Below are 25160 nucleotides of genomic sequence, written 5' to 3' on the forward strand. Positions count from 1 at the left end.
GAGGCAATCATGCAACATTTCCATGATTTCCTGCTGAGATTGATGGAAGTCGACCCTTTTAAAGCCGGGTTATTGGCAACCATTGGTGCCATTGCCGCGATGATGGCAAACCGGGGTATCGCCGTATTCCACGATGGCCTGCGGCCACTTTTGCCGGAATACCTTGAAGGTCGCATGAGCCGCAAAACGCTTGCCGCAACCAGTTTCGCCCTGAGCATCGGTTTGGTTGTCGGTTTCGGCATTCCCTTTTCACTCACTGCCCCCATTGTTTTGGTTCACAGCCTGTTACTCGGTACAGACATGATCGGGATTTGGTGTGCCAACAGCCGGAGAGGTTTTATCACCTCAGGCATCATTGGTGCCTTATATGCCATCGCGTTGCTGGCTGGTCTGCGTTCGGTGGTGGAACTGTTTGCCATGCTGCCCGTCAATTTCACCGATGACCTCAAAAAAGTGGGCGATCCGATTGTGGCCTGTTTTGCCCTGTTTCCTGCGATGGTCGTCGGCTATCAATATGGCTATCGCAAAGGGCTTTTAGTCATGTTCACCGCACTGATCGGCTATCTGGCAACCAAGGCCATTGGCCCATTGAGCTTTGGGGGGATGATCGAAAAACCCGTCAGCATTGACCCTAACGGTGCTGCATTATTGCTGTCGATGATTGCCATGTTCTACTTTGCAATGCGTGAGCGCCCAACGCAGACAGCGGAGCAAAAAGGCACCAACGAGGTCTTAGTCGGCCTGTTTTCAACCCGCATAGCGCGTATCCAAAAAAACAAATGGCTGTTAATCCTGTGCGGTGGCCTGACCGCCAGTGCAGCCACCATGTCTTTTAGCCTGCTGGCGGAAGGGCCTGTTTCCCTGCAACTCATGGCACAAGGTGAGCAGACCAATGCACTACTGGTAGCACTGGCACGTGCCATTAGCTTTATCCCGTTAGTGGGCACGACAGCTATTGCCACCGGCGTTTATAGCCCAAATGGCATGAAATTTGTGTTTGTGGCAGGGTTAGCCACTAACAACCCGTGGATTGCCTTTATCGCAGGCGGTATCACCATGTTTATTGAAATCCAGCTACTGGCAAAAATCGCTATCTGGTTGGATAAATACCCTGGCGTGAAAGCGTGCAGCGGACATATTCGTACCGCAATCACCAAAATGCTCGAAGTTGCCTTGCTGGTGGGTGCCATGATTGCTTCCAACGCCATTCTGCCGGGTATGGGCTTTATGATCGTGGCGGGTATCTACCTGCTTAACCGTACATCCAAACGTCCTTTAGTGGAAATGGCTATCGGCCCAATCGCAACAATCATGGTGGGTATTCTGGCAAACGTGCTCTTTCTGCTGGGAATAAAATAAGAAAATGCAAACCGATCCATTGAAAACCGCTCCATTGCAAAGCATGACGATGGCGCAAGCGCAACAGCAACAATTCAGGCTGGTTGATATTATCTGTCGCCACTTTCCTGGTGCTGATTTTCTTTCGCAAGGTGATCTGGGCTTGGTCCCAGATCTTCACCAACCACGGATGACCCGACGCATTGAAACGGTGATTGCGGCGTTTTTTGGTGCTGAAACCGCCGCTTTTGTCAATGGAGCAGGAACAGGCGCATTACGCGCTGGGCTGGCCGCTTTGGTCAGCCCGAATTCAACGTTACTTGTGCATAATGCACCGATTTATCCCACAACCCAGGCATCAATTGAACAAATGGGGCTTCGTGTCGTTCAGGCAGATTTCAACCACACAAAGCAAATTGTGGCCGCCATTGAGCAATACCAACCCGCAGCCAGTCTTGTCCAACATACACGCCAGAAAATGTCTGACCGTTATTCCCTGCAAGAGGTTATCCGCACCCTGAATCAATATGACATTCCTTCATTAGTCGATGATAACTACGCGGCGATGAAAGTGGCTCATATCGGTTGTCAATATGGCGCAACCCTTTCCACATTCTCTTGCTTCAAATTATTGGGACCACAAGGCGTTGGGTTAATTGTAGGAAAACAGGCAATTATTGATAATCTACGCCACAGCATGTACTCCGGTGGCTGCCAGATACAAGGTTATCAGGCTATGGAAGCGTTGCGCGGTATGGTATTCGCGCCAGTGATGCACGCAGTGCAAGCAGAAGTGAATAACGAACTGGTGACCCGTCTGAACCAAGGGGAGTTACCACAGGTAAAACACGCCTTTCTCGCCAATGCACAATCAAAAGTATTATTAGTGGAATTTCACGATCCCATTGCAGAAAGCGTACTCGCCACAGCCCATACACTCGGTGCACTCCCTTATCCGGTAGGTGCAGAGTCAAAGTTTGAAATTCCGCCCCTGTTTTACCGTATTTCCGGCACCTTCCGTCAGGCAGATCCCACCCTGGAACAGCGCATGATCCGCATCAATCCCAACCGTAGCGGCGCAGATACCGTTATGCGCATTTTACGGGAAAGCTGTCAGTTGAAATAAACGGCCTGAGAATTACCGCTGCCCTTGCCTTTGGCAAATACCCTCAGGCTCTTCTGTTCCCTTGACTCAACAACGCATCTCCTAAGCCGCAAAATCCCCTTGCTGCCGTTCCACTAAAGTCAGAATGCTATAAAGCGCCACCGGCTGTTGCTCCTGATTCAGCACCTGAACATCCCACACCACCACCCCATGTGGTTTATCTTCTGGCGTCTTCTGGACTTTCTTAATCTTCTTCTTGCAGGTCAAACGAACCTGAATGGTATCGCCAATCTTGACCGGCTCAATGAAGCGCAGGTTTTCCATACCATAGTTGGCAAGTACCGGCCCTACCGCACCATCAACGAACAAGCCCGCCGCCGCCGATACGATAAAATAACCATGTGCCACACGCTCGCCAAACAAGGATTCAGCCGCGCCGATTTTATCCACGTGGGCGTAAAAATGATCGCCACTCAGGCAGGCGAAATTCACGATATCCGCTTCCGTCACCGTCCGGCGAGCCGTCAGCAAACTTTCACCCATTTCAATTTGTTCAAAGTACTTGCGGAATGGATGAATCGGTTCTTCCTTCACTTTCGCGCCACGAACCCACTCACGGCCAATCGCGGCCAGCATACTGGGGCTGCTTTGGATCGCGGTGCGCTGCATATAGTGTTTCACAGCACGCAAGCCACCCAACTCTTCTCCGCCACCGGCACGCCCTGGCCCACCATGTACCAGCATGGGCAGCGGGGAGCCGTGTCCCGTGGACTCCGCAGACGCCGCTTCATCCAGCACCAGCATCCGACCATGGGCACACGCTGTCGCCCGGATCACCTGTACGGCAATCTGTTCATCTGCCGTCACCAGTGAACCAGCCAAACTCCCCTGTCCCATCATCGCCAATGCAATCGCCTGCCCGATATCCTGATATGTCATTAACGTGGCCACCGGCCCAAAGGCTTCCGTGCTGTGTACCACCTGATTGGTCATTGGATCTGCACAGTAGAGCAATGTCGGCGGGTAGAAGGCACCATTACGGTTGCTATTACCTGTCAGCACCCATTTATCCAGTGAACCACCACATAAAACCTCGCAACCACTATTGCGCAATTCGTTGACTTTCGCCTGCACCTCATCACGCTGTTCCCGATTAATCAACGCCCCCATGCGCATTTCCGGCAAAGTGGGATCACCGACAGCCACGCCAGACAGCCGCTTAAGTAGCGCTTGTTTGACCGCTTCCATTTGGCCGGCAGGGACAATAACGCGCCGGATAGCCGTACATTTCTGGCCGGCTTTTACCGTCATTTCACGAACGACTTCCTTGATGAAAACGCCAAATTCTGGCATGTCAGGTGTCACATCCGCGCCTAAAATGCAGCAGTTAAGCGAATCCGCTTCCATCGTAAAAGGAATGGATTTTTCTATCAGCCGAGGATGGACCCGCAATTTTTGCCCCGTTTTAGCCGAACCGGTAAACGTCACAGCATCCTGATAATCGAGATGATCAAACAGATCGCCAAGGCCACCGCAGATCAATTGCAACGCCCCTTCCGGCACCAGACCGCTATCGATGATCATGCTCACCATCGCCTGTGTCAGTTGGGCGGATGCCGTGGCAGGCTTGATAATCGCTGGCATGCCTGCCATCCACGTCGGTGCCAGTTTTTCCAGCATCCCCCAACACGGAAAGTTAAACGCATTGATATGCAGTGCAACACCGGGACGGGAAGTCAGCACATGGCGTGCCACAAACTGAGACTGTTTAGACAGCGGGATCATCTCATCTTCCGGCCACAGGGTATCATCCGGCAATTCACGCCCGGCTAACCCGGCATAGGAGAACAGGGTTGCTACGCCCCCCTCAATATCCACCCAGCTATCCGCACGGGTTGCGCCTGTTTCTGTGGAAATGGCATACAGGGCTTCTTTGTTGGCGAGCAAATGTTTTGCAACCGCCTTCATCATCTGCGCACGTTGCTGGAACGTCATCGCAGCCAGCACCTTTCCGCCTTTTTCACGGGCGTAGCCTAAACTTTCTGCCAAGGACAAACCTTCTGAAGAGACCTGATACAAAGCTTCGCCGCTGACTGCATGATAAATAGTTCTGGGATCACCGTGCCCATAAACCCAGGCACCACAAATGTAACTCGTTAACTGTTGCATTTTTTTCTCCACCGATTTAACCCATGAAACAATCATTAAGTAATGAAAGGCCATTTATGTATCACATATATGATTGACAAAACCACCCATAAAATTAACAAAAAACAAACATTTTCACCTGATCACTTGTTAATATTTATCCCATCGCTAAATAAAAACAACTAATCAATTGTTTTATAACGAATAAAATTTAATATTGTGATATGGACAACAAATACACAATTTTTGTGTTTGCTATTTTTGTTATCAGTTTGTAGATTTGCAGTTATGTAAAGTGATTCATTTTTATATCTTATCTCATAAAATAAGAATCATAATGGAGTCGCACATGACAACAGATCCGCGTCAGGCGAGCTTTGAGGCAAAAATAGCGGCCGATCTCTCGATCGAGGCTAAAGATTGGATGCCCGAAGCCTATCGCCAAACCCTGATACGCCAAATCGGCCAACACGCACACTCGGAAGTCGTCGGCATGTTACCGGAAGCCAATTGGATCACCCGTGCCCCGACCCTGCGTCGCAAGACCATATTGCTGGCGAAAGTCCAGGATGAAGCCGGGCACGGGCTGTATCTCTACAGCGCCGCTGAAACATTGGGCTGTTCCCGTCAGGATATCTACCAAAAGTTGTTGGATGGCAAGATGAAATATTCTTCAATCTTTAACTATCCCACCCTCAGTTGGGCTGATGTTGGTGTGATTGGCTGGCTGGTGGATGGTGCGGCAATTGTCAATCAGGTTGCCTTGTGCCGTGCCTCTTACGGTCCCTATGCCCGTGCGATGGTAAAAATCTGCAAGGAGGAAAGTTTCCACCAGCGGCAGGGGTATGAAGCGGTAACCGTGCTGGCGAATGGCAGCGAAGCCCAACGTGCCATGTTACAAGATTCTATCAACCGCTTCTGGTGGCCGACATTGATGATGTTTGGTCCCAATGACAGTGATTCCCCCAACAGCGCCCAGAGCATGGCATGGAAAATCAAGCGATTCAGTAATGATGAACTGCGGCAAAAATTCATCGACAACACCGTACCCCAGTTGGAAACCCTGGGTATGACAGCGCCCGATCCTGAATTAGCTTGGGATGAAGCAACAGAACATTACCGTTTTGGTGAAATCAATTGGGATGAATTTTATCAGGTGCTGAAAGGACAAGGGATATGCAACCACGAACGGCTGGCAGCCAAACGCCGGGCCTGGAAAAACGGAAGTTGGGTACGGGAAGCGGCGGCGGTTCACGCCGAGAAAAGAGACACCAAAAATCGTGTCGCTTAGTACCTCTCGTTACTGAACCACCTTGAAGGGAGTAAATCTGATGAACGATACCGATTGGCCACTGTATGAAGTCTTTGTCCGCAGTAAACAGGGATTGGCGCACCGTCACGTCGGCAGCCTCCACGCGGCAGATGATCAAATGGCACTGGAGAACGCACGCGATGCCTACACCCGGCGCAACGAAGGCTGCTCCATCTGGGTAGTGAAATCCATTTATCTGGTGGCCTCACAACCGGAAGATCGTGGTGCTTTTTTCGAGCCATCGGAGGACAAAATTTACCGTCATCCCACGTTCTACGCCATTCCTGATGGCATCAAAAATATGTAGGGGACGAGAATATGCATACACATAGCGTTTCATCTCCCCGCCATTCCCTGTTAAACCACGCCCTGTTCAACTATGTCCTTCGTCAGGGAGATACCCCACTGATTCTGGCACAGCGCTTGTGCGCATGGTGTGGACATGCACCCGAACTGGAAATTGACCTCGCTCTGTCCAACATCGGACTCGACCTGTTGGGGCAAGCACGCCATTTCCTTAGTTATGCCGCTACCCTTGCAGGAACAGGGCTGGATGAAGATCATCTGGCATTTTCGCGTCATGAGCGCGAATTCTGCAATCTGTTGCTGGTAGAACAACCCAATGGTGGCTTTAATGACACCTTGGTACGCCAATTTTTTATTGATGCCTATCATGTTTTGCTGCATCAGGCGCTGGGGCAAAGTCGTGATCCTCAGTTGGCGGCCATTAGTGCCAAGTCGTTGAAGGAAGTGGAATATCACCTGCGCTTTAGCCGAGGCTGGATGATCAGATTAGGGGATGGAACAGCACTGAGCCACGAAAAAATTCAGCAGTCGATCAATCAACTGTGGCGCTTTACCGGCGAACTGTTCCATTGTGACGAAATAGAACAGCAACTGGCAGAAGAAGGCATTGCCATTGATCCCCGCACCCTGCATGAACCGTGGCTGCACATCATCAACGAAACGTTCACCGAAGCCACGCTAGCAATGCCACAAGAGGTGCCTTATCGACATGGCGGAAAACAAGGGCTGCATACAGAGCATTTGGGATACATGTTGGCAGAAATGCAATACCTGCAACGCACCTACCCCAACTGCAACTGGTGACAATACGGATTGGTATAGGAGAAGATCATGGAACAGCAATGTAACCCTCGCTTCCATGCAGAGATACAACCGCCGGAAATTCATCAAATCTGGCAGTGTCTGCACCAAATTGCCGATCCAGAACTGCCCGCGCTCTCCATTACTGATCTTGGCATGATACGGGTCGTTACGCCGTTACAAAACGGCTGGCGGGTGACATTTACCCCAACCTATTCCGGCTGTCCTGCAACGGAGTACCTGATCGGAATCATTCAGGAAACACTGACACAAGCAGGCTTTGCGCCGGTGGATATCGAAGTAAGCCTGCACCCTGCGTGGACGACCGACTGGATAAATACAGATGCCAAACAACGCTTGCGAGCAGCCGGTATTGCCCCTCCGCAGGGATTGGCTTGCGAAAAAACAGCGGATATGGTCCCCATTACCTGCCCGTACTGTGGCAGTCATAAAACAGAAACAATCAGCGAATTCGGTTCCACGGCCTGCAAAGCCCTCTATCGCTGTCGGGATTGTCTGGAACCCTTTGATTATTTCAAATGCATTTAACGAGGTGCACTTAAAGAGGAACATAAGATGTCCACTTTGCATCAAACACGCTCACATGGCTTTCATCGCTTAAGCATTGCTGCCATCGAACGGGAAACGCCGGATGCAGTGGTCGTCACCCTGCATATTCCCGCTGAACTGAAAAAACAGTTCTGCTATCACCCCGGCCAACACCTGACACTCAAGGCAAAAGTGAATCATGAAGAACTACGCCGCTGCTACTCTATCTGTAGCTCACCGTTGGATGATGTATTACAAATTGGTGTCAAAGCCATTCACCAGGGCCGTTTTTCGACCTTCATCAACCAACAATTAAAAGTCGGGGATGAGCTGGAAGTCATGCAGCCACAGGGCAATTTTGGCCATCACCCCAATACAGGCCAGCTGGGGCATTATCTGGCTATTGCCGCAGGGTCGGGTATCACGCCCATTTTATCGATCATCAAAAGTACGCTGGCATTAGAGCCTAATAGCACTTTTACACTTATTTATGGCAATCGCACCAGTCGCTCTGCCATGTTCAAAGAAGCGCTGGTCGATCTCAAAAATGGCTACCTGAGCCGTTTTCAGGTGCTGTACTTATTCAGTCAGGAACCCACTGATAGCCCATTGTTTAACGGACGTATTGATACTGAGCACCTAAACCACATCGGCAAAACCCTGCTCAATTTTACCCAATTTGACCATGCTTTTCTCTGCGGGCCGGAAGCCATGTTGGATGATGCCCATTCTGCGCTGGAGCAGGCGGGAATACTGGCTAAATGTATCCATAGTGAACGTTTCAATACCGGACAAGCCACGGTAAATTCCCGCCCTGCCAATCTGGCAGAACGCAGTGAAACCCGTGTTGAGATCCATCTGGATGGCCGCATCCTCAACATTGCCATGAACGCCGAAGATGACAGCATCCTCGATGCCGCATTACGCCAGGGCGCAGACTTGCCCTACGCCTGCAAAGGCGGAGTATGCGCTACCTGCAAATGCCAGCTTAAAGCCGGCGAAGTAGATATGAGGGTGAACTACAGCCTTGAACCCGATCAATTGGCTGCCGGTTATATCTTGAGCTGCCAGTCATGGCCGAAAGGCGATGATGTCGTTGTCGATTTTGATGTCTGAGGAGCCACCATGAGTCAGGAATGGATTTTATGCCACCAGCAGCAAAGGGTGCGCACATTGACCCTAAACCGACCAGAAGTGCGCAATGCCCTCAGTAATGATTGTCTGGAACAGCTCGTGCAGCAATTGGAACTTGCGGAGGCAGATAACGGTACAGGTGCCATTGTTATGACGGGAGCCGGGCGCTGTTTCGCGGCAGGTGCCGATCTGAGAGAACTACAACAACAAAACGTTGCTACAGCCATGACGGATCGCCGTCCACAACTTTGGCAACGTTTAAATAATATCAGCAAGCCCCTGATCGCTGCCGTCAATGGCTACGCACTTGGCGCTGGCTGCGAACTGGCATTGGCTTGTGATTTGGTGATTTGCGGAGAAAGCGCCCGTTTTGGCCTGCCAGAAATCACATTGGGGCTGATGCCGGGGGCGGGAGGAACACAACGGCTCATCCGCAGCGTCGGCAAAGCATTGGCTTACCAGATGGTCTTGACCGGCGAAGCTATCGATGCCCATCGCGCCCTGAGCGCGGGGCTGGTCAGCGAAGTGTGCCCTGATGCCCTGACACGAGAACGTGCAGAGCAGATCGCGCAACGCATCAGCGAATTTTCCCCTCTGGCCTTGCGGGCAGCCAAAGCAGCCCTCAAGTCCGCCCAAGAAACCAGCCTGTCACAAGGGCTACTCGCCGAACGCCAGCATTTTGTTACGTTGGCTGGCACAACCGATCGTCAGGAAGGCATCTCCGCCTTTCTGGAAAAACGTAAACCAACATTTAAAGGGTTCTGACAGATGGAAAACATGTCAACGGTACTGACTGATATACAAGCAGGTGTCCTTAGCATTACTCTCAACCGTCCAGAATGCCTCAATAGTTTTAACGAGGAGCTGCACCAACAATTAAGTCAGGCAATGGATATTGCTGAACAGGATGAGTCCGTACGCTGTGTCCGGCTCACCGGAGCCGGACGCGGCTTCTGTGCCGGACAAGATTTAAATGATCGCAATGTCGTTATCTCTGATGGCGGTATTCCTGATCTCGGCCTATCGGTTGAACGCTACTACAACCCGCTAATCCGGCGTATGACTTCTCTGCCTAAGCCCATTATCTGCGCCGTCAACGGCGTCGCGGCGGGGGCTGGTGTCTCCCTTGCCCTGGCCTGTGACATCGTTATCGCTTCTCGTACCGCCAGTTTTATTCAGGCTTTCTGCCGTATTGGCCTGACACCTGATTCTGGCGGTAGCTACTTCCTGCCTAATAAGATTGGGCACGCGCGGGCGATGGGGATGGCGCTGTTGGGCGACAAAATCAGCGCCGAACAAGCCCTGGATTGGGGAATGATCTGGCAAGTTGTTGAGCCAGAAGAGTTGGAAGATACAACCCAAAAACTCGCCCGATACCTTGCTACCCAACCTACCCTAGCCCTTAGCTGCATCAAGCAAGCCACCTATGCCGCCGCAACCAATACGCTGGAGCAACAGCTTGCTCTCGAACGAGATTTACAACGCCGGTGCGGGCATAGCGAAGATTTCCGTGAAGGCGTTAATGCATTCATTGAAAAACGCCAGCCAATGTTCAAGGGGAAATGATCATGACCACGCCTCACCTCCACGGTCCCATAGCCGTTATCGGTGCGGGAACAATGGGCATCGGCATTGCCCAGGTTGCGGCGCAGGCAGGACATTCCGTCCTGCTGTTTGACAGCAACGGCGAAGCGGTCAGTCAGGCGCTGGATAGTTTACGCACCCGCCTGCATCAACGTGTCGCAGCAGGCAAAGCCGAAGCCAGCGCAACAGAAACCCTGTTACAACGCATCACTCAGGCGAATTCGTTACAAGCGTTGACACCGTGTGGGCTGGTGATTGAAGCCATTATCGAACAACTGGCAGCTAAACAGGATCTCTTCCAGCAACTGGAATCCATTTGTTCACACCAAACCCTGTTTACCAGCAATACTTCATCATTGTCGATTACCGCCATTGCCCGTGTCCTGTCTGCGCCACAGCGCATGGCAGGGCTACATTTTTTCAACCCAGCCCCCCTAATGAAGCTGGTGGAAATCGTGCAGGGTCTGGAAACTTCCCCCCAAACCGTGGCAACACTCAAAAACTTCGTAACTGGCTGGAAAAAACAACCGGTAATTTGCCGTTCTACGCCGGGGTTTATCGTCAATCGCATCGCCCGCCCATTCTATGCTGAAACCCTGCGTGCACTGGAAGAGCAGATTGCGACTCCCGCTACACTGGATGCCGTTCTCAAAGAATCGGGCGGGTTCGCTATGGGACCATTACAACTGATGGATTTGATCGGCCATGATATTAATTACGCCGTGACTGAATCCCTGTTTCAGGCTTTCCACTGTGATCCCCGCTTCCAGCCTTCACTGCGACAAAAAGAGCTGGTGGATGCCAATCATCTTGGGCGTAAACGCGGTCGTGGTTTTTACGCCTATGACATAACAGGAAGCGGCGGAAAAAAAGAGACCCAGCCGCAACCCAAACTAGAACCGAAACACACCAAAGCACAAAAACAGCCAGTGCGGATCAAGGCGACAGGAAATTGGGCGGCATTGCCACACTTTGTTGCCCTGTTACAACACCCTAAGTTACAGCAATATGGAATCATCTTCGAAGAAAGCAAAAATGACCGATTCCACTCCCCGACCTTGCAGATTGATAACATTCTCTTGATTCTGACCAAAGGGAGAACCTGCGCCCAGATTGCCGACGAAGTCAGGGCACCCGTGGTGCAATTTGACCTTTCCGCCAATCACCAATCGGCTTCTGTCATGACACTCAGTGCCGCCTGCCAGAATACGCCTCAGCAAACCGCAAAGGTGATCGGTTTTCTGCAATCCCTCGGTAAACAGGTCATTCTCCTGCCGGATTATCCCGCCCTGCTAACCATGCGTACCGTTGCTATGCTGTGCAACGAGGCACTGGATGCCATTAATAAAGGTATCGCCAACGCTGAAGATATCGATCTGGCGATGCGCTACGGTGTGAATTACCCCATCGGCCCGCTGACATGGGGTAAGCAGTTGGGTTGGAAACATATTCTCAGTACGCTGGAAAACTTGCAGAAGTTTTATGGGGAACCCCGTTACCGCCCAGCCCCCTTACTGCGCCAACTCGCGGCAGGGCATACCCAACTCCCCTGCCAACAGGCTCAAAAACACAAGAAAGGGGATGACCATGCAAAATAACGCTGACGCGGCTCGCCATCACATTGAAACCCTTTATGCCCAAGATATCTGCGCCCAAAATATGGGAATACAGATTGAACATATCGATATCGGGTTCGCCCGACTCAGTATGAAGATCGTGCCTCACATGCTCAACGGTCATCATCGTTGTCACGGTGGCATTCTGTTCAGTCTGGCGGATACGGCTTTCGCCTATGCCTGTAACAGTGAAGGGCTGGCTGCGGTCGCTTCCAGAGGCAGCATTGATTTTATCCGTCCGGCATTAGTGGGTGATCAACTGACCGCCACCGCTTCCGTCCGGCATCAAGGTAAAAATACAGGCCTGTACGACGTGGAGATCATCAACCAAAACGGTAAAGTTGTGGCTTTTTTCCGTGGTTACTCCCATCGCCTCAGTCCCCCTATTTCGGACAATACGCTGAAAAAAAACCAGCCAAACCGTCAGGGAGAGTAATCATGAACCATGCATTTATCTGTGATGGTATCCGCACACCTATCGGCCGTTATGGGGGTGCGCTATCCGGCCTGCGGGCTGATGATCTGGCTGCCCTGCCGCTACGGGCATTGATGACGCGTTATCCGGCATTGGATTGGCAACAAATCGATGATGTGATCCTCGGCTGTGCCAATCAGGCAGGAGAAGATAATCGCAACGTCGCACGTATGGCGCTATTGTTAGCGGGATTGCCAAATTCGGTTTCTGGTACAACAGTCAATCGGTTATGTGGCTCAGGCCTTGATGCGTTGGCCTTCGCCGCTCGCAGTATTAAATCCGGCGACGCCCAATTGATATTGGCGGGGGGCGTTGAATCGATGACCCGTGCCCCTTTCGTGGTGGGCAAAGCAGACAGTGCTTTCAGCCGGCAGGCGGAGATCTTTGATACCACTCTGGGCTGGCGCTTTATTAACCCCCTGATGCAACAGCAATTCGGCACAGACTCCATGCCAGAAACGGCAGAAAATATCGCCGCCCAGTTTCTCATTAGCCGCGATGATCAGGATGCCTTCGCCCTACGCAGCCAGCAACGTGTCGCCAGAGCGCAACAACGGGGCGTACTGGCCGAGGAAATCATCCCTGTGACTCTGCCTCCCACCAATAAAAAAGGCGTAGCTACGGTTATTTCACAGGATGAACATCCACGACCAGAAACGACGCTCGAACAATTACAACGGCTCAAAACCCCATTCCGTGCAGACGGCACCATCACCGCCGGTAACGCTTCCGGTGTCAACGATGGTGCGGCTGCTGTGATCATCGCCTCAGAAACAGCAGCCTTGTGCCGGGGGCTGACACCACGGGCACGCATCGTCGCAACGGCAACATGTGGTGTGGAGCCACGCATCATGGGGATCGGGCCACTGTCTGCGACTCGCAAGGTACTGGAACTCACCGGCTTAACCCTGAATCAAATGGATGTTATTGAACTGAATGAGGCTTTCGCTGCACAAGCACTGGCGGTGATACGCCAACTGGGATTACCGGATGACGCAGAACACATCAACCCAAATGGCGGGGCAATTGCACTGGGGCATCCTCTGGGGATGAGCGGTGCCCGCCTTGCGCTGACAGCTGCCCTTGAACTGGAGCGACGGGCCGGACGTTACGCCTTATGCACCATGTGCATTGGCGTCGGGCAAGGCATCGCCATGATTATTGAACGTATTGCATAGCCGCTATTTATCTGACTTAACCAACACCTGCGTATCACGACGTGCACATAACTACATTCAAGTAAATAACCATAAAAAAACAACCTGTTACAAACAAATCAACAAAAGGACAGGAAACAATGAGCAACAACGTAAAAAACCTGAAGAATCCGCTGGATCCTATTGAATTTGCTTCACGTGATGAGATTCAGGCATGGCAATTTAACCAGTTAAAATGGACCCTCAACCACGCCTATAACAACGTTCCCATGTACCGCCGCAAATTTGATGCAACCGGTATTCATCCGAGTGATTTCAAGCAACTTAGTGATATCGCCCAATTTCCTTACACCACTAAGCAAGATCTGCGGGAACACTACCCTTTTGATGCCTTCGCCGTCCCGATGGCGCAAATAGTTCGCATTCATGCTTCATCCGGCACAACGGGACGCCCAACCGTGGTGGGTTATACCCAACAGGACATCGATAATTGGTCAGAGCTGGTCGCCCGCAGCCTGCGATTTGCCGGTGCAAGTGCCAAAGACAAAGTTCACGTCGCCTACGGTTACGGCCTGTTCACCGGAGGATTGGGCGCGCACTATGGCGCCGAACGACTGGGAGCAACCGTCATTCCGGTATCTGGCGGTAACACCACCAGACAAGCGCAACTGATTGTGGATTTCAAGCCTGACATCATTATGATGACGCCTTCTTACTGCCTGACTTTACTGGATGAGCTGGAGCGCCAAATGGGTGGGGATGCCAGCACATGCTCCTTACGTGTTGGTATTTTTGGCGCAGAACCGTGGACAACCACCTTACGTACTGAAATTGAAACACGTATGGGTATCAAAGCTCTGGACATCTATGGCCTGTCCGAAGTGATGGGTCCAGGCGTTGCTATGGAATCACTGGAATACGCCGACGGCTCTACCATCTGGGAAGATCATTTCTACCCGGAAGTCATTGATCCTGACAACCTGAATAACCTGGCAGATGGCGAAACCGGAGAACTCCTTCTCACTACCTTAAGCAAAGAAGCCATGCCCGTGATCCGCTATCGCACCCGCGACCTGACACGCTTATTGCCCGGTACGGCGCGTAATATGCGGCGCATGGACAGGATCACCGGACGTTCCGATGACATGCTGATTATTCGTGGCATCAACGTCTTTCCATCACAGATAGAAGAACAGATCATGTGCTTTAAGGCGCTTTCTCCCCACTATCAGTTGGAAGTCAACCGCGAAAGTAACTATGATTGCCTGTCAGTCAAAGTTGAACTGAAAGAACCCGATCTGCTGAACCATGAACAACGTTGCAACCTCTGTCATCAGTTGCGCCAACATATAAAATCAACGGTAGGACTCAGCACCGATGTCAGCATTGTCAACTGTGGTGCTATTCCACGCTCAGAAGGCAAAGCGGTACGGGTGATCGACAACCGGCCACACGAATAACCTTTTGCCACCGCAAGTTAAATGCTATGAAACGGCGGTGGCACCCTTTTTAAGGGTATTTTTCCCAACAGTATGTTGCTCCGAGGGGTTTTCTTTGAGCTTATCGATACAGTTATGACACACTTTTGAGCAGATCACAGAAACTATGGCACATAAACTTGACGATTTTATCCAACACGCTCTCAATGCACAGCCTGTCAGCGGAACATCGCTGATTATCTCCTTATATGGGGATGCCCTGAATCACCGTGGCGGTGAAGTCTGGCTTGGCAGTTTGAGCCTCTTGCTGGAACCGATGGGGTTTAGTGACCGTTTCGTGAGAACATCCGTATTCAGGCTGCAAAAAGAGGGGTGGCTCACAGTAGAAAAACTCGGGCGACGCAGTTATTACCGCATCGCCGAACGGGGAATGCATCAATTTCGTCATGCCGAGGATAAAATCTACCTCTATGAGCAGCCAGAATGGGATGGTAAGTGGGATCTACTGTTGCTGGAAGGCACAGACAAAAACGAGCGCACCCGCCTGAAAAAAGCGCTGGGCTGGCTCGGATTCGCGCAATTTAACAGTACCCTGATGGCTGCACCAAGCCATTCCCAAAGAGACATTCCCTCTCTGTTGGGCGAACTCAACGCCAGCGATTCTGTCATCTATTTCCGGGCTGATTATCCTTACCCGCGTTCGGAACAGAGCCTGAAAGAACTTGTCTCTCTCAATTGGTCACTGGAGCAGATATCACAGCATTATCACGAATTTATTGTTTCCTTCCGTCCGTTGATGACACTGCTACGGGATTGCCATGAGGCTGACCTGACCCCAGAACGCTGTTTCCAGTTGTGTCTGCTGCTAATCCACTTTTATCGCCGCATCGTCCTGCGCGATCCACTGCTGCCGAATGCATTGCTGCCCGTACAATGGGAAGGGCAAATTGCCCGTAATTTGTGTATCAATATTTATCAGCGCCTTGGCCTGGCTGCGACACACTATGTCAGTGAACATTGCGAAACAACTATTGGCCAATTACCTCAACCTACCGCCGCGTATTACCAACGTTTTGGCGGGTTATATAATTAAATCAATACCCTATGAAAAACTATTTCGATAGCCCCTTTAAGGGCAAAACATTAGCGGAACAGGTCACCAATCCCAATATTCAGGTTGGCCGTTTCAGTTACTATTCCGGTTACTATCACGGTCATTCATTTGACGAATGCGCCCGTTACTTATCACCTGATTTAACCCATGTCGATAAGCTCATCATCGGCAGCTTCTGTTCCATTGGTACAGGTGTCGCCTTTATGATGGCGGGCAACCAAGGGCATCGTCTGAATTGGGTTTCGTCATTTCCGTTTTTTTACATGCCGGAAGAACCCGCCTTTGCTGATGCACAAGACGGCTACCAACCTATGGGGGATACCATTATCGGCAATGACGTCTGGATTGGTGCAGAAGCAATCATTATGCCAGGCGTAAAAATTGGTGATGGTGCCGTCATTGGCACGCGTGCGCTGGTGACCAAAGATGTCGAACCTTATACCATTGTTGGCGGCAATCCGGCAAAAGTGATCCGAAAACGTTTTTCTGATGAACATATTGCCTTGCTGCTGGAAATGCAGTGGTGGAATTGGTCACTGGAACAACTTAAAGCAGCCATGAAGCTAATAACCTCATCGGATATTGAAGCTCTGTATCAGTGGTGGAAAGAGCAAAAATAGGCCACCAACAATATACCTTTCGTCTTTCAAGTTGCAGCTTGCAAATCAATGTGACTGTTTATATCTACCCGTTATGAGGGGAGATATAAACAGTCACATTGAAAGGCGATTGGTATACATTTCAAATCATTACTTTTGCCAAAATCAAATTGCCTGAAATCTACAAATAGTTTGGTTTATTGAATATCAATCACTCAAAAAGGCTAATAACCTTTTTGCTCACCTGTTAAAGTAGCCGCCCGATTATAATCATTGTGTATTTGATTAAGCATCGTCATTTTCTAGCGTTATGTACAAAAATGAGGAAATACTATGTCAAAACTCATCTATTATGTCGCCGCTACAATGGATGGTTACATTGCTACTAAAAACCATGAATTAGGTTGGTTATATGATTGTCCGCCAGGTGATGATGCCACTCCTTATGATGAGTTTTATCAAAATATCGGTGCCACAATTATGGGTGCTGGAACCTATGAGTGGATTATGGAAAACGCCGCAGGTGAATGGCCGTATCAAAATATTCCTTCCTTTATTAATTCATTTTGGTCAAAAATAGCACTAAAATTATCCCTCCAAGTTGTGACTCAATAGGGTATGGATCTTGCTTTATTTTACCAATCGATAACATAAACCCATAACCCATATCTATTAATTACCAAAAAAACTAAAAATCCGATAATGATAAGCATCACGAATATAAAAAACCCTTTAATTTCAAATCAATGGCCTAAAATGTGATCTAAAACTCAAACAAAACATCTTTTCATATTCAAAATACAAAAATCTGTCTAGGATCAACCTGCTATTATTTCAGTCTATTCATTATCTCATCACGAGCGTAATCATTCTGTTAATCGCAAAACTCCATTATTTATAACTCCTGCCACACCAAGGAGCAAAGGCATGAAGAAAAAACAAATAAATCAAAAGGATATTGATAATCTTATTACCTTGATTGGTGGTAAAGAAAATATCGCTTCCGTCAGTCATTGTATCACCCGCCTCAGATTCGTTCTTAATACACCAGAAAATGCCGATGCCAAAGCCATTGAAGAGTTGCCAATGGTCAAGGGATGCTTCACTAATGCCGGACAATTTCAGGTCGTGATTGGGACGAATGTGGATGTCTATTACAAAGCTCTGCTTGAAACCACGGGGAAACAATCCGTTAATAAAGAAGAGGTTAAGCAAGCAGCTCGCCAAAATATGAAATGGTATGAAAATGCAATTTCACATTTTGCTGAGATCTTCTTCCCATTACTCCCAGCCCTGATCAGCGGCGGTTTAATCCTCGGTTTTCGTAACCTGATCGGCGATATCCCGTTTAGTGAAGGCAAATCGCTCGCGCAACTCTACCCTGTCTGGCAGAGTGTTTATGATTTTCTCTGGCTAATTGGTGAAGCGGTATTCTTCTACCTCCCTGTGGGTATCTGTTGGTCTGCCGTCAGAAAGATGGGCGGAACACCCATTCTGGGGATTATTCTCGGCATTACCCTGGTTTCCCCACAATTGATGAATGCTTACCTGCTTGGGCAACAAACGCCCGAAGTCTGGAATTTCGGCTGGTTTACCATTTCTAAAGTCGGTTATCAGGCACAGGTTATTCCTTCCCTATTAGCTGGCCTAACGTTGGGGTGGATTGAAACGCGGCTGAAAAAATGGGTCCCAGACTATCTCTATCTTGTGATTGTCCCTGTGACTTCTCTGATACTGGCCGTCCTCCTTGCCCATGCCTTGATAGGCCCTGCCGGACGTGCTATCGGTGATGGTGTTGCCTGGGTTGTTAAAAGTCTAATGACGGGTAGTTTTGCGCCTATTGGAGCCGCCTTGTTTGGTTTCTTCTACGCCCCGCTGGTGATCACCGGTGTACACCAAACCACCCTGGCAATCGATCTGCAAATGATCCAAAGCACCGGAGGCACCCCAATCTGGCCGATTATTGCGCTATCTAATATCGCTCAAGGTTCTGCCGTTGTCGGCATTGTCTGGGCAAGCAAGAAACAAAAAGAGCGCGAAATTTCTGTTCCTGCGGCGATTTCAGCCTATCTGGGTGTCACCGAACCCGCTATGTATGGAATCAACCTGAAATACCGTTACCCCATGTTCTGCGCGATGATTGGGGCGGCCATAGCCGGGCTGATTTGTGGACTTAACCATGTAACCGCCAATGGTATCGGCGTTGGCGGAATACCGGGAATTCTGTCTATCAAGCCGCAGTTCTGGATGGTTTATCTGCTTGCTATGATCGTCGCAATTATTGTGCCATTCCTGCTGACCGTTCTGGCTTATCGTAGAAATGAACGCAAAGCGACCTTACCCAATGCTGATCTTACCCAATAAACAGGCCAATTAATTTTATAGGTATCTATTTATGACGGAACAAAAACTCTGGTGGATGGATAGCGTTATCTACCAAATTTATCCCAAAAGTTTTCAGGATAGTACCGGTAGTGGCACAGGAGATATCAACGGGATCACCCAGCGGCTGGATTATCTACAGCGACTTGGCGTTGAAGCCATTTGGATCACGCCAATTTATCCCTCTCCACAAGTTGATAATGGTTATGACGTCGCCGATTACTGTGCCATCAATCCTGATTATGGCTCGATGGAGGACTTTGATAATTTGGTGCAAAATGCCCATCGCCGTGGCATTCGCATTATTTTGGATATGGTTTTCAATCACACCTCAACCCAACACCCGTGGTTCCAGGCGGCACAGGATATTAACAGCCCCTACCGCCAGTTCTATATCTGGCGGGATGGTTCTGAAGGTTCCCTGCCCAATAACTGGAAATCCAAATTCGGTGGTCATGCGTGGCAATGGCATACAGAGAGCCAACAATATTACCTCCATCTGTTTGCGGTTGAACAAGCCGATTTAAATTGGGAGCATGAACCGGTTCGCACTGAGCTGAAGAAAATCTGTGAATTCTGGGCTGATCGGGGCGTTGATGGCTTGCGTCTGGATGTCATTAACCTGGTATCAAAACAGCAAGATTATCCTAGTGATGATCACGGCGATGGCCGCCGATTCTACACCGATGGCCCACGGATACATGAGTTTCTGCAAGAAATGAGCCGTGATGTTTTCCAGCCCAAGGGATTAATGACCGTTGGTGAAATGTCATCCACCAGCCTTGAGAGCTGCCAACGCTATGCTGCTCTGGACGGAACGACGCTGTCCATGACGTTTAATTTTCACCACCTAAAAGTTGATTACCCAAATGGAGAAAAATGGACTCGGGCAAAACCAGATTATGTTGAACTGAAAAAGATTTTCTCAACCTGGCAGCAGGGTATGCACCAAAAAGCCTGGAATGCGCTTTTTTGGTGTAACCATGATCAACCGCGCATTGTTTCCCGGTTCGGGGATGAACACCAGCACCACAAAACATCCGCTAAAATGCTGGCGATGGTGCTGCATGGTATGCAGGGTACGCCTTATATTTATCAGGGCGAAGAGCTGGGCATGACAAACTCTCACTTTACGCGTATTGAGGATTATCGGGATATCGAAAGCCTGAATATGTATCAAGAGCGTATTGAGAAAGGTATGCAAGCAGAGGATATACTGGCAATTTTGGCGCAGAAATCCCGTGATAACAGCCGAACCCCCATGCAGTGGAATGATTCAGCAAACGCGGGTTTTACCACCGGAACGCCGTGGATTGCGCCTTGCAGTAATTACTCAGAGATCAACGCTGAAACCGTATTACAGGATGAAGATTCCGTCTTCTATTGCTACCACAATTTGATTAAATTGAGAAAGCAACAGCCCATTCTGACCTACGGTGATTACCTGGATTTGCTGCCAGAGCACCCTTCACTGTGGTGCTATCTGCGTCGTTGGCAGGATCAAACCTTGCTGGTTATTGCAAACCTAAGCGATGAAACTCAACTCTGGTCTCCAGAGACTTCACTTGTAAGCACAGAATGGCAGGTATTGATGAGCAATTACTCATCACCGGCAACGGTAGATCATGAGATTAAAATTAAACCTTATGAATCAATATACTTAATATCCAAATGATAATTTTATTGATATATCGTCATTTGACATATTGAATTATTTATAAAATCTTTTAAATAACATACCTCACTAAAAATAAGGTGAGGTATGCTTTTCTTTTTCAAAAAAAATAAGAACACCTCATACTTATTCGATGCAAAAAACATTATTTAAATTCTGCTTAACATTTTACAACCACGCCCGTAATTACAAGATTAATCGATATATCTGTTAACATTAATCTTATCGATAAGTAATCCCAAACGCATACCATAGCAGTATATTAATGGCGCACCCCTAAAATTTATGCCATAATTTTTTAATCTCAAACAAGGCGTATACCATTATGTTTTACTCAAGATACTTAACTTATTTGGGGATTATCAGTCTACTATTATCTGCCTTTGCACAAGCACAAGTGCCCTCTCAACAATTATCTCCAAACCAAAAAAAATACCTGCAACAACAGATTAATAAACAAGTTACAGATAAATCTGCACGACCAATGGTAGAAAACTGGTCAGATACCAAAAAAGTGGCAGAGTTTATTTGTCGTCCTTTTGCCTTACCCATCATTAAGAAATATGACAAAGACGCTGATAAAATTTTCCTCGGTGTGGTTTCAGAAGAGAGTATCAGACTCAAACAGCCTTCTGAATTGGTTGGCATCGGTATGTACCGGACAAATGATGGCTGGCATGACATTCGATTCTCCTGCAAATTAGATGCAACTGGCAAAGCCCGGTCATTCAAGTTCTTTCCCATAAAGGAGAGGTAAATGAAGTACTTCTCCTTTATGTTACTTCTCTTTTCTCCGTTCAGTTTTGCTGCCAGTTTTGACTGTGTCAAAGCCAAGTAGCAGGATGAGAAAGCAATTTACTCAAACCCAATGCTGAATGATCTGGATGTGGAATTAAGGGTGAAATATCATTTTCTGCGCGGATTGTTTGCCATGGGCGTATCTGGCGAAATGCATGGTAACCAAACTGTATGGCTGAAACAGCGCCACAAATGCAAGGGCGATACAGCCTGTTTGCTGCAAAGTTACCGCCAACGCATTCATCAGCTTGATACGCTGTATAATTCGAAGTAGCCAAATTTTTCATATAACCAGGGTGCCGTTGACGTCACAAGCATAATTCTACGTAGCCGCTGCATAATGGAATGAGATTGACAACACGTTATCAACCAGCGGCCTACTTGTTGTTTTTGATACTTTTCCGATACATAAACATCACATAGATAGCCGAACGTCGCAAAATCTGTGACGAGCCTCGCAAATCCTATTTGGGTTTTATCTTTGTACAATCCAAATATCAGGCTGTTTTCAATAGCAGACCGTACTGTTTCGAGATCAACACCTTCCGCCCAACGAGAACGTGTCAGAAATTGATGAATTACAGGGTTATAGCGCGTCTCCAATAATATCTAAACGTTTCCATGACATCACAGATCTCTGACAGAAAAAGAGCCTAATTATTCGCATAAAAGTGCGGCATTAGCATTGAACTCACGATATCTTATCCCCATCTATCGTCAACAACCCATTGGGATGCGGGGCTGGTTTAAGCCTATACCCAAATATACCTATAAGGCACTCATTATGACTAATCCGTTACTGACATCTTCTGCATTGCCTGAGTTCTCTACAATAGAACCAAAACATGTCGTGTCGGCTGTGAAAGAGACGTTAGCCAATTACCGCCAAGTCATTGAGAAGATTTTATCCGAAAACGCCGCTTTTACCTGGGATAACCTGTGCCAACCCATTTCAGAAGAGAAAGACAGGCTTTCCCGTATGTGGTCGCCAGTCGAACATCTGAATGCGGTTAAGAATAGTCCAGAACTCCGCGAAGCCTATGAGCAAAGCCTGCCCCTGCTCTCTGAATTCGATACCTGGTTGGGGCAACACAAAGGGTTATATCAGGCATATAAATCATTAAAAGAGAGCCAAGCCTTCGAAACCCTTCCCCAGCCACAGCGCAAGGTTATTGAAGATACTTTGCGTGATTTTGAATTGACCGGCATTGGCTTACCAGAAGAGAAACAGAAGCGTTACGGTGAAATTACTGCCCGTTTATCTGAGCTGGGTGCAAAGTTCGGCAATAATTTGCTGGATGCCACCATGGGATGGACCAAGCTGATTACCAACGAGAGCGATCTGGCTGGTCTGCCTGAAAGTGCCAAAGCCGCAGCCAAGGCCGCCGCCGAAGCCAAGGGGCTGGATGGCTGGTTGCTGACACTCAATATGCCAAGTTATCTGCCCGTCATGACCTATGGCGATAATCGTGAACTGCGCAAAGAAATGTATTACGCCTATACAACCCGTGCTTCCGATCAAGGGCCAGATGCCGGGAAATGGGATAACAGTGAAATGATGGCGGAACTCCTTGCATTACGTCATGAACTCGCTCAATTACTGGGGTTCAAGAACTATGCTGAAAGTTCCTTGGCAACCAAAATGGCCAAAACACCTCAGCAAGTGCTCGATTTCCTGAACGATCTGGCCAAACGCGCCCATCAACAAGGTAAAGAAGAGTTGGAAACACTCACCGACTTTACCAAATCTCACCACGGTGTTGATGGGCTGGAAGCGTGGGATCTGGCCTATTACAGCGAGAAGCAAAAGCAGCATGACTTCTCCATTGATGATGAACAACTGCGTCCTTACTTCCCGGAACAACGGGCGCTGGAAGGACTGTTTGAAGTCATTCGCCGCATTTATGGCATCACCGCCAAAGAGCGCCATGATGTCGATACATGGCACCCTGATGTTCGTTTCTTTGACCTGTATGATGATCAGCAGGTATTGCGCGGCAGTTTCTATTTAGATCTTTACGCCCGTGAACATAAACGCGGTGGCGCATGGATGAACAGTTATGTCGGCAGAATGCGTCATGCATCTGGCGAGTTGCAAAACCCAGTCGCTTATCTGACTTGTAACTTCAATAAGCCAGTCGGTGATCAACCCGCCCTGTTTACGCACGATGAAGTGACAACACTATTCCATGAGTTTGGGCATGGCCTGCACCATATGCTGACCGAAATTGAAGCCCTGGATGTTGCCGGCATCAGTGGTGTGCCGTGGGATGCGGTAGAGTGCCCAAGTCAGTTTATGGAAAACTGGTGCTGGGAGCCGCAAGCATTAGCATTTATCTCCGGTCACTATCAAACGCAGGAACCGCTGCCACAAGAGATGCTGGATAATATGCTGGCAGCCAAAAACTATCAGGCCGCAATGAAAATTCTGCGCCAGCTTGAGTTTGGCCTGTTCGATTTCCGCTTACATGTGGAATATGATCCCGCCAAAGGAGCGCAAATCCTGGAAACGCTGCAATCTGTGAAAAAACAGGTTGCAGTTGCGCCATCACCCGATTGGGGACGCTTCCCGCACTCCTTTAGCCATATCTTTAATGGTGGTTATGCAGCGGGTTATTACAGCTATCTGTGGGCGGATGTGCTGGCAGCCGATGCCTATTCCCGCTTCTCGGAAGAGGGAATTTTCAATCGCGCCACCGGTCAGTCATTCCTCGACAATATTTTGACCCGCGGCGGCTCAGAAGATCCAATGACCCTGTTTGTCCGTTTCCGTGGTCGTGAACCAGAACTGGATGCCATGCTGAAGAGCTACGGCATCGGTGGATAATGACCTGTGAAGATTTGTTTGATTTGTGAAGAAGGCGCTGATCGCAGCGCCTTATCGCGATTGGCTGAACGTTGGGATCTGATCCACGATGAAGACTCAGTCATGGCACTAGTATTGACTCCCGAGCGATTGGAATTACGCAAGCGCGATGAGCCTAAGCTGGGCGGGATTTATGTCGATTTTGTCAGCGGAACAATGGCACACCGTCGTCGCTTTGGTGGTGGCCGTGGCGAAGCCGTTGCGAAAGCCGTCGGCATCAAGAAAGAGTATTTACCCAATGTTGTGGATGCCACCGCTGGGTTGGGACGCGATGCTTTTGTACTGGCTTCTATCGGCTGTCATGTCAGGATGTTGGAGCGCAACCCCGTGGTAGCCGCATTGTTGGATGACGGCCTACAGCGTGGCTATCAGGATGAAGAGATTGGTAGCTGGCTGAAAGAACGCATGACGCTGATCCATGCCTCAAGTATTACGGCGTTGACAGATATTACACCGCCGCCAGATGTGGTTTACCTTGATCCAATGTATCCACATAAGCAAAAAAGCGCGTTGGTCAAAAAAGAGATGCGGATTTTCCAATCGTTGGTCGGGGCGGATGAGGATGCTGATAGTTTGCTGGAACCTGCCAGAACGCTGGCAAAACGTCGGGTTGTGGTAAAACGGCCTGATTATGCAGAACCACTGGCAGGTGTTAAAGCATCCGCTGCCATTACCACCAAAAATCACCGATTCGATATTTATCCTTGTTAGAAAAAATAAACCCCATGTTCTATTGGGGTTTTTAAATTGCCTGACTACACA

The 25160-nt window shown here is 49.1% G+C and carries 22 protein-coding genes and 2 pseudogenes; 22 read left to right on the forward strand and 2 right to left on the reverse strand.

Features of this window, described 5'->3' with window-relative positions:
• Positions 1-9 precede the first annotated feature (9 nt).
• Positions 10-1359: a YhfT family protein gene (locus ABLA76_RS11175; RefSeq protein WP_047766390.1), complete on the forward strand. Its 1350-nt coding sequence runs from the start codon at positions 10-12 to the stop codon at positions 1357-1359.
• A gap of 19 nt (positions 1360-1378) precedes the next feature.
• Positions 1379-2464, forward strand: a complete 1086-nt coding sequence (locus ABLA76_RS11180) for an aminotransferase class V-fold PLP-dependent enzyme (protein WP_348988007.1) — start codon at positions 1379-1381, stop codon at positions 2462-2464.
• A gap of 81 nt (positions 2465-2545) precedes the next feature.
• On the opposite strand, the gene paaZ is transcribed toward ABLA76_RS11180, so the two are convergent.
• Entirely contained in the window at positions 2546-4612 is a 2067-nt protein-coding gene (paaZ, locus tag ABLA76_RS11185; protein ID WP_348987968.1) for a phenylacetic acid degradation bifunctional protein PaaZ, read from the reverse strand.
• A 328-nt stretch (positions 4613-4940) separates the two neighbouring features.
• On the opposite strand from paaZ, the gene paaA reads away from it, so the two are divergent.
• From paaA to ABLA76_RS11275, 18 genes and pseudogenes are all read left to right on the forward strand, one after another.
• Entirely contained in the window at positions 4941-5882 is a 942-nt protein-coding gene (gene paaA / locus ABLA76_RS11190; protein ID WP_348987969.1) for a 1,2-phenylacetyl-CoA epoxidase subunit PaaA, read from the forward strand.
• Between the two features lie 40 nt (positions 5883-5922).
• On the forward strand, positions 5923-6210 hold the full coding sequence (gene paaB, locus ABLA76_RS11195) for a 1,2-phenylacetyl-CoA epoxidase subunit PaaB (RefSeq protein ID WP_348987970.1): 288 nt from the start codon (positions 5923-5925) through the stop codon (positions 6208-6210).
• 11 nt (positions 6211-6221) lie between these two features.
• Positions 6222-7013 carry a 1,2-phenylacetyl-CoA epoxidase subunit PaaC gene (gene paaC, locus ABLA76_RS11200; protein WP_348987971.1) on the forward strand — a complete coding sequence of 264 codons (792 nt, stop codon included), beginning with the start codon at positions 6222-6224 and terminating at the stop codon, positions 7011-7013.
• Positions 7014-7040: 27 nt separating this feature from the next.
• On the forward strand, positions 7041-7559 hold the full coding sequence (gene paaD, locus ABLA76_RS11205) for a 1,2-phenylacetyl-CoA epoxidase subunit PaaD (protein ID WP_348987972.1): 519 nt from the start codon (positions 7041-7043) through the stop codon (positions 7557-7559).
• A gap of 27 nt (positions 7560-7586) precedes the next feature.
• Positions 7587-8675 (forward strand): 1,2-phenylacetyl-CoA epoxidase subunit PaaE, encoded by a 1089-nt coding sequence (gene paaE / locus ABLA76_RS11210; RefSeq protein ID WP_348987973.1) that lies wholly within the window; start codon positions 7587-7589, stop codon positions 8673-8675.
• 9 nt (positions 8676-8684) lie between these two features.
• Entirely contained in the window at positions 8685-9458 is a 774-nt protein-coding gene (gene paaF, locus ABLA76_RS11215) for a 2,3-dehydroadipyl-CoA hydratase PaaF (protein WP_348987974.1), read from the forward strand.
• Between the two features lie 3 nt (positions 9459-9461).
• On the forward strand, positions 9462-10259 hold the full coding sequence (gene paaG / locus ABLA76_RS11220) for a 2-(1,2-epoxy-1,2-dihydrophenyl)acetyl-CoA isomerase PaaG (RefSeq protein WP_348987975.1): 798 nt from the start codon (positions 9462-9464) through the stop codon (positions 10257-10259).
• Between the two features lie 2 nt (positions 10260-10261).
• On the forward strand, positions 10262-11875 hold the full coding sequence (locus ABLA76_RS11225; RefSeq protein WP_348987976.1) for a 3-hydroxyacyl-CoA dehydrogenase: 1614 nt from the start codon (positions 10262-10264) through the stop codon (positions 11873-11875).
• A complete protein-coding gene (gene paaI / locus ABLA76_RS11230; protein WP_348987977.1) occupies positions 11859-12329 on the forward strand; it encodes a hydroxyphenylacetyl-CoA thioesterase PaaI in 471 nt (156 codons plus the stop codon). The genes ABLA76_RS11225 and paaI overlap by 17 nt, the downstream gene beginning before the upstream one ends.
• 2 nt (positions 12330-12331) lie before the next feature.
• On the forward strand, positions 12332-13546 hold the full coding sequence (pcaF, locus tag ABLA76_RS11235) for a 3-oxoadipyl-CoA thiolase (RefSeq protein ID WP_348987978.1): 1215 nt from the start codon (positions 12332-12334) through the stop codon (positions 13544-13546).
• Positions 13547-13665: 119 nt separating this feature from the next.
• Positions 13666-14985 carry a phenylacetate--CoA ligase PaaK gene (gene paaK / locus ABLA76_RS11240; RefSeq protein WP_348987979.1) on the forward strand — a complete coding sequence of 440 codons (1320 nt, stop codon included), beginning with the start codon at positions 13666-13668 and terminating at the stop codon, positions 14983-14985.
• Between the two features lie 145 nt (positions 14986-15130).
• Positions 15131-16057, forward strand: coding sequence for a phenylacetic acid degradation operon negative regulatory protein PaaX (gene paaX, locus ABLA76_RS11245; protein WP_348987980.1), 927 nt, complete (start codon positions 15131-15133; stop codon positions 16055-16057).
• A gap of 11 nt (positions 16058-16068) precedes the next feature.
• A complete protein-coding gene (gene catB / locus ABLA76_RS11250; protein ID WP_348987981.1) occupies positions 16069-16698 on the forward strand; it encodes a type B chloramphenicol O-acetyltransferase in 630 nt (209 codons plus the stop codon).
• 312 nt (positions 16699-17010) lie between these two features.
• Positions 17011-17292, forward strand: a complete 282-nt coding sequence (locus ABLA76_RS11255; protein WP_348987982.1) for a hypothetical protein — start codon at positions 17011-17013, stop codon at positions 17290-17292.
• A 312-nt stretch (positions 17293-17604) separates the two neighbouring features.
• Complete coding sequence (treB, locus tag ABLA76_RS11260) at positions 17605-19041, forward strand: PTS trehalose transporter subunit IIBC (RefSeq protein WP_047766377.1); 1437 nt, start codon at positions 17605-17607, stop codon at positions 19039-19041.
• Between the two features lie 31 nt (positions 19042-19072).
• A complete protein-coding gene (gene treC / locus ABLA76_RS11265) occupies positions 19073-20734 on the forward strand; it encodes an alpha,alpha-phosphotrehalase (RefSeq protein WP_348987983.1) in 1662 nt (553 codons plus the stop codon).
• Positions 20735-21059: 325 nt separating this feature from the next.
• A complete protein-coding gene (locus ABLA76_RS11270; protein ID WP_348987984.1) occupies positions 21060-21491 on the forward strand; it encodes a hypothetical protein in 432 nt (143 codons plus the stop codon).
• A pseudogene (locus tag ABLA76_RS11275) lies at positions 21492-21806 on the forward strand (hypothetical protein).
• Here ABLA76_RS11275 and ABLA76_RS11280 read toward each other — a convergent pair.
• Positions 21776-22160, reverse strand: a pseudogene (locus ABLA76_RS11280) (GNAT family N-acetyltransferase). The pseudogenes ABLA76_RS11275 and ABLA76_RS11280 overlap by 31 nt on opposite strands.
• Positions 22161-22316: 156 nt before the next feature.
• Between ABLA76_RS11280 and prlC the strand changes: the two are divergent.
• Positions 22317-24359 carry an oligopeptidase A gene (gene prlC / locus ABLA76_RS11285; RefSeq protein ID WP_348987985.1) on the forward strand — a complete coding sequence of 681 codons (2043 nt, stop codon included), beginning with the start codon at positions 22317-22319 and terminating at the stop codon, positions 24357-24359.
• 6 nt (positions 24360-24365) lie between these two features.
• Positions 24366-25109: a 16S rRNA (guanine(1516)-N(2))-methyltransferase RsmJ gene (gene rsmJ, locus ABLA76_RS11290; protein ID WP_348987986.1), complete on the forward strand. Its 744-nt coding sequence runs from the start codon at positions 24366-24368 to the stop codon at positions 25107-25109.
• Positions 25110-25160: the final 51 nt, after the last annotated feature.

This window comes from Xenorhabdus sp. SGI240, assembly GCF_040081915.1.
GTDB lineage: Bacteria > Pseudomonadota > Gammaproteobacteria > Enterobacterales > Enterobacteriaceae > Xenorhabdus > Xenorhabdus bakwenae.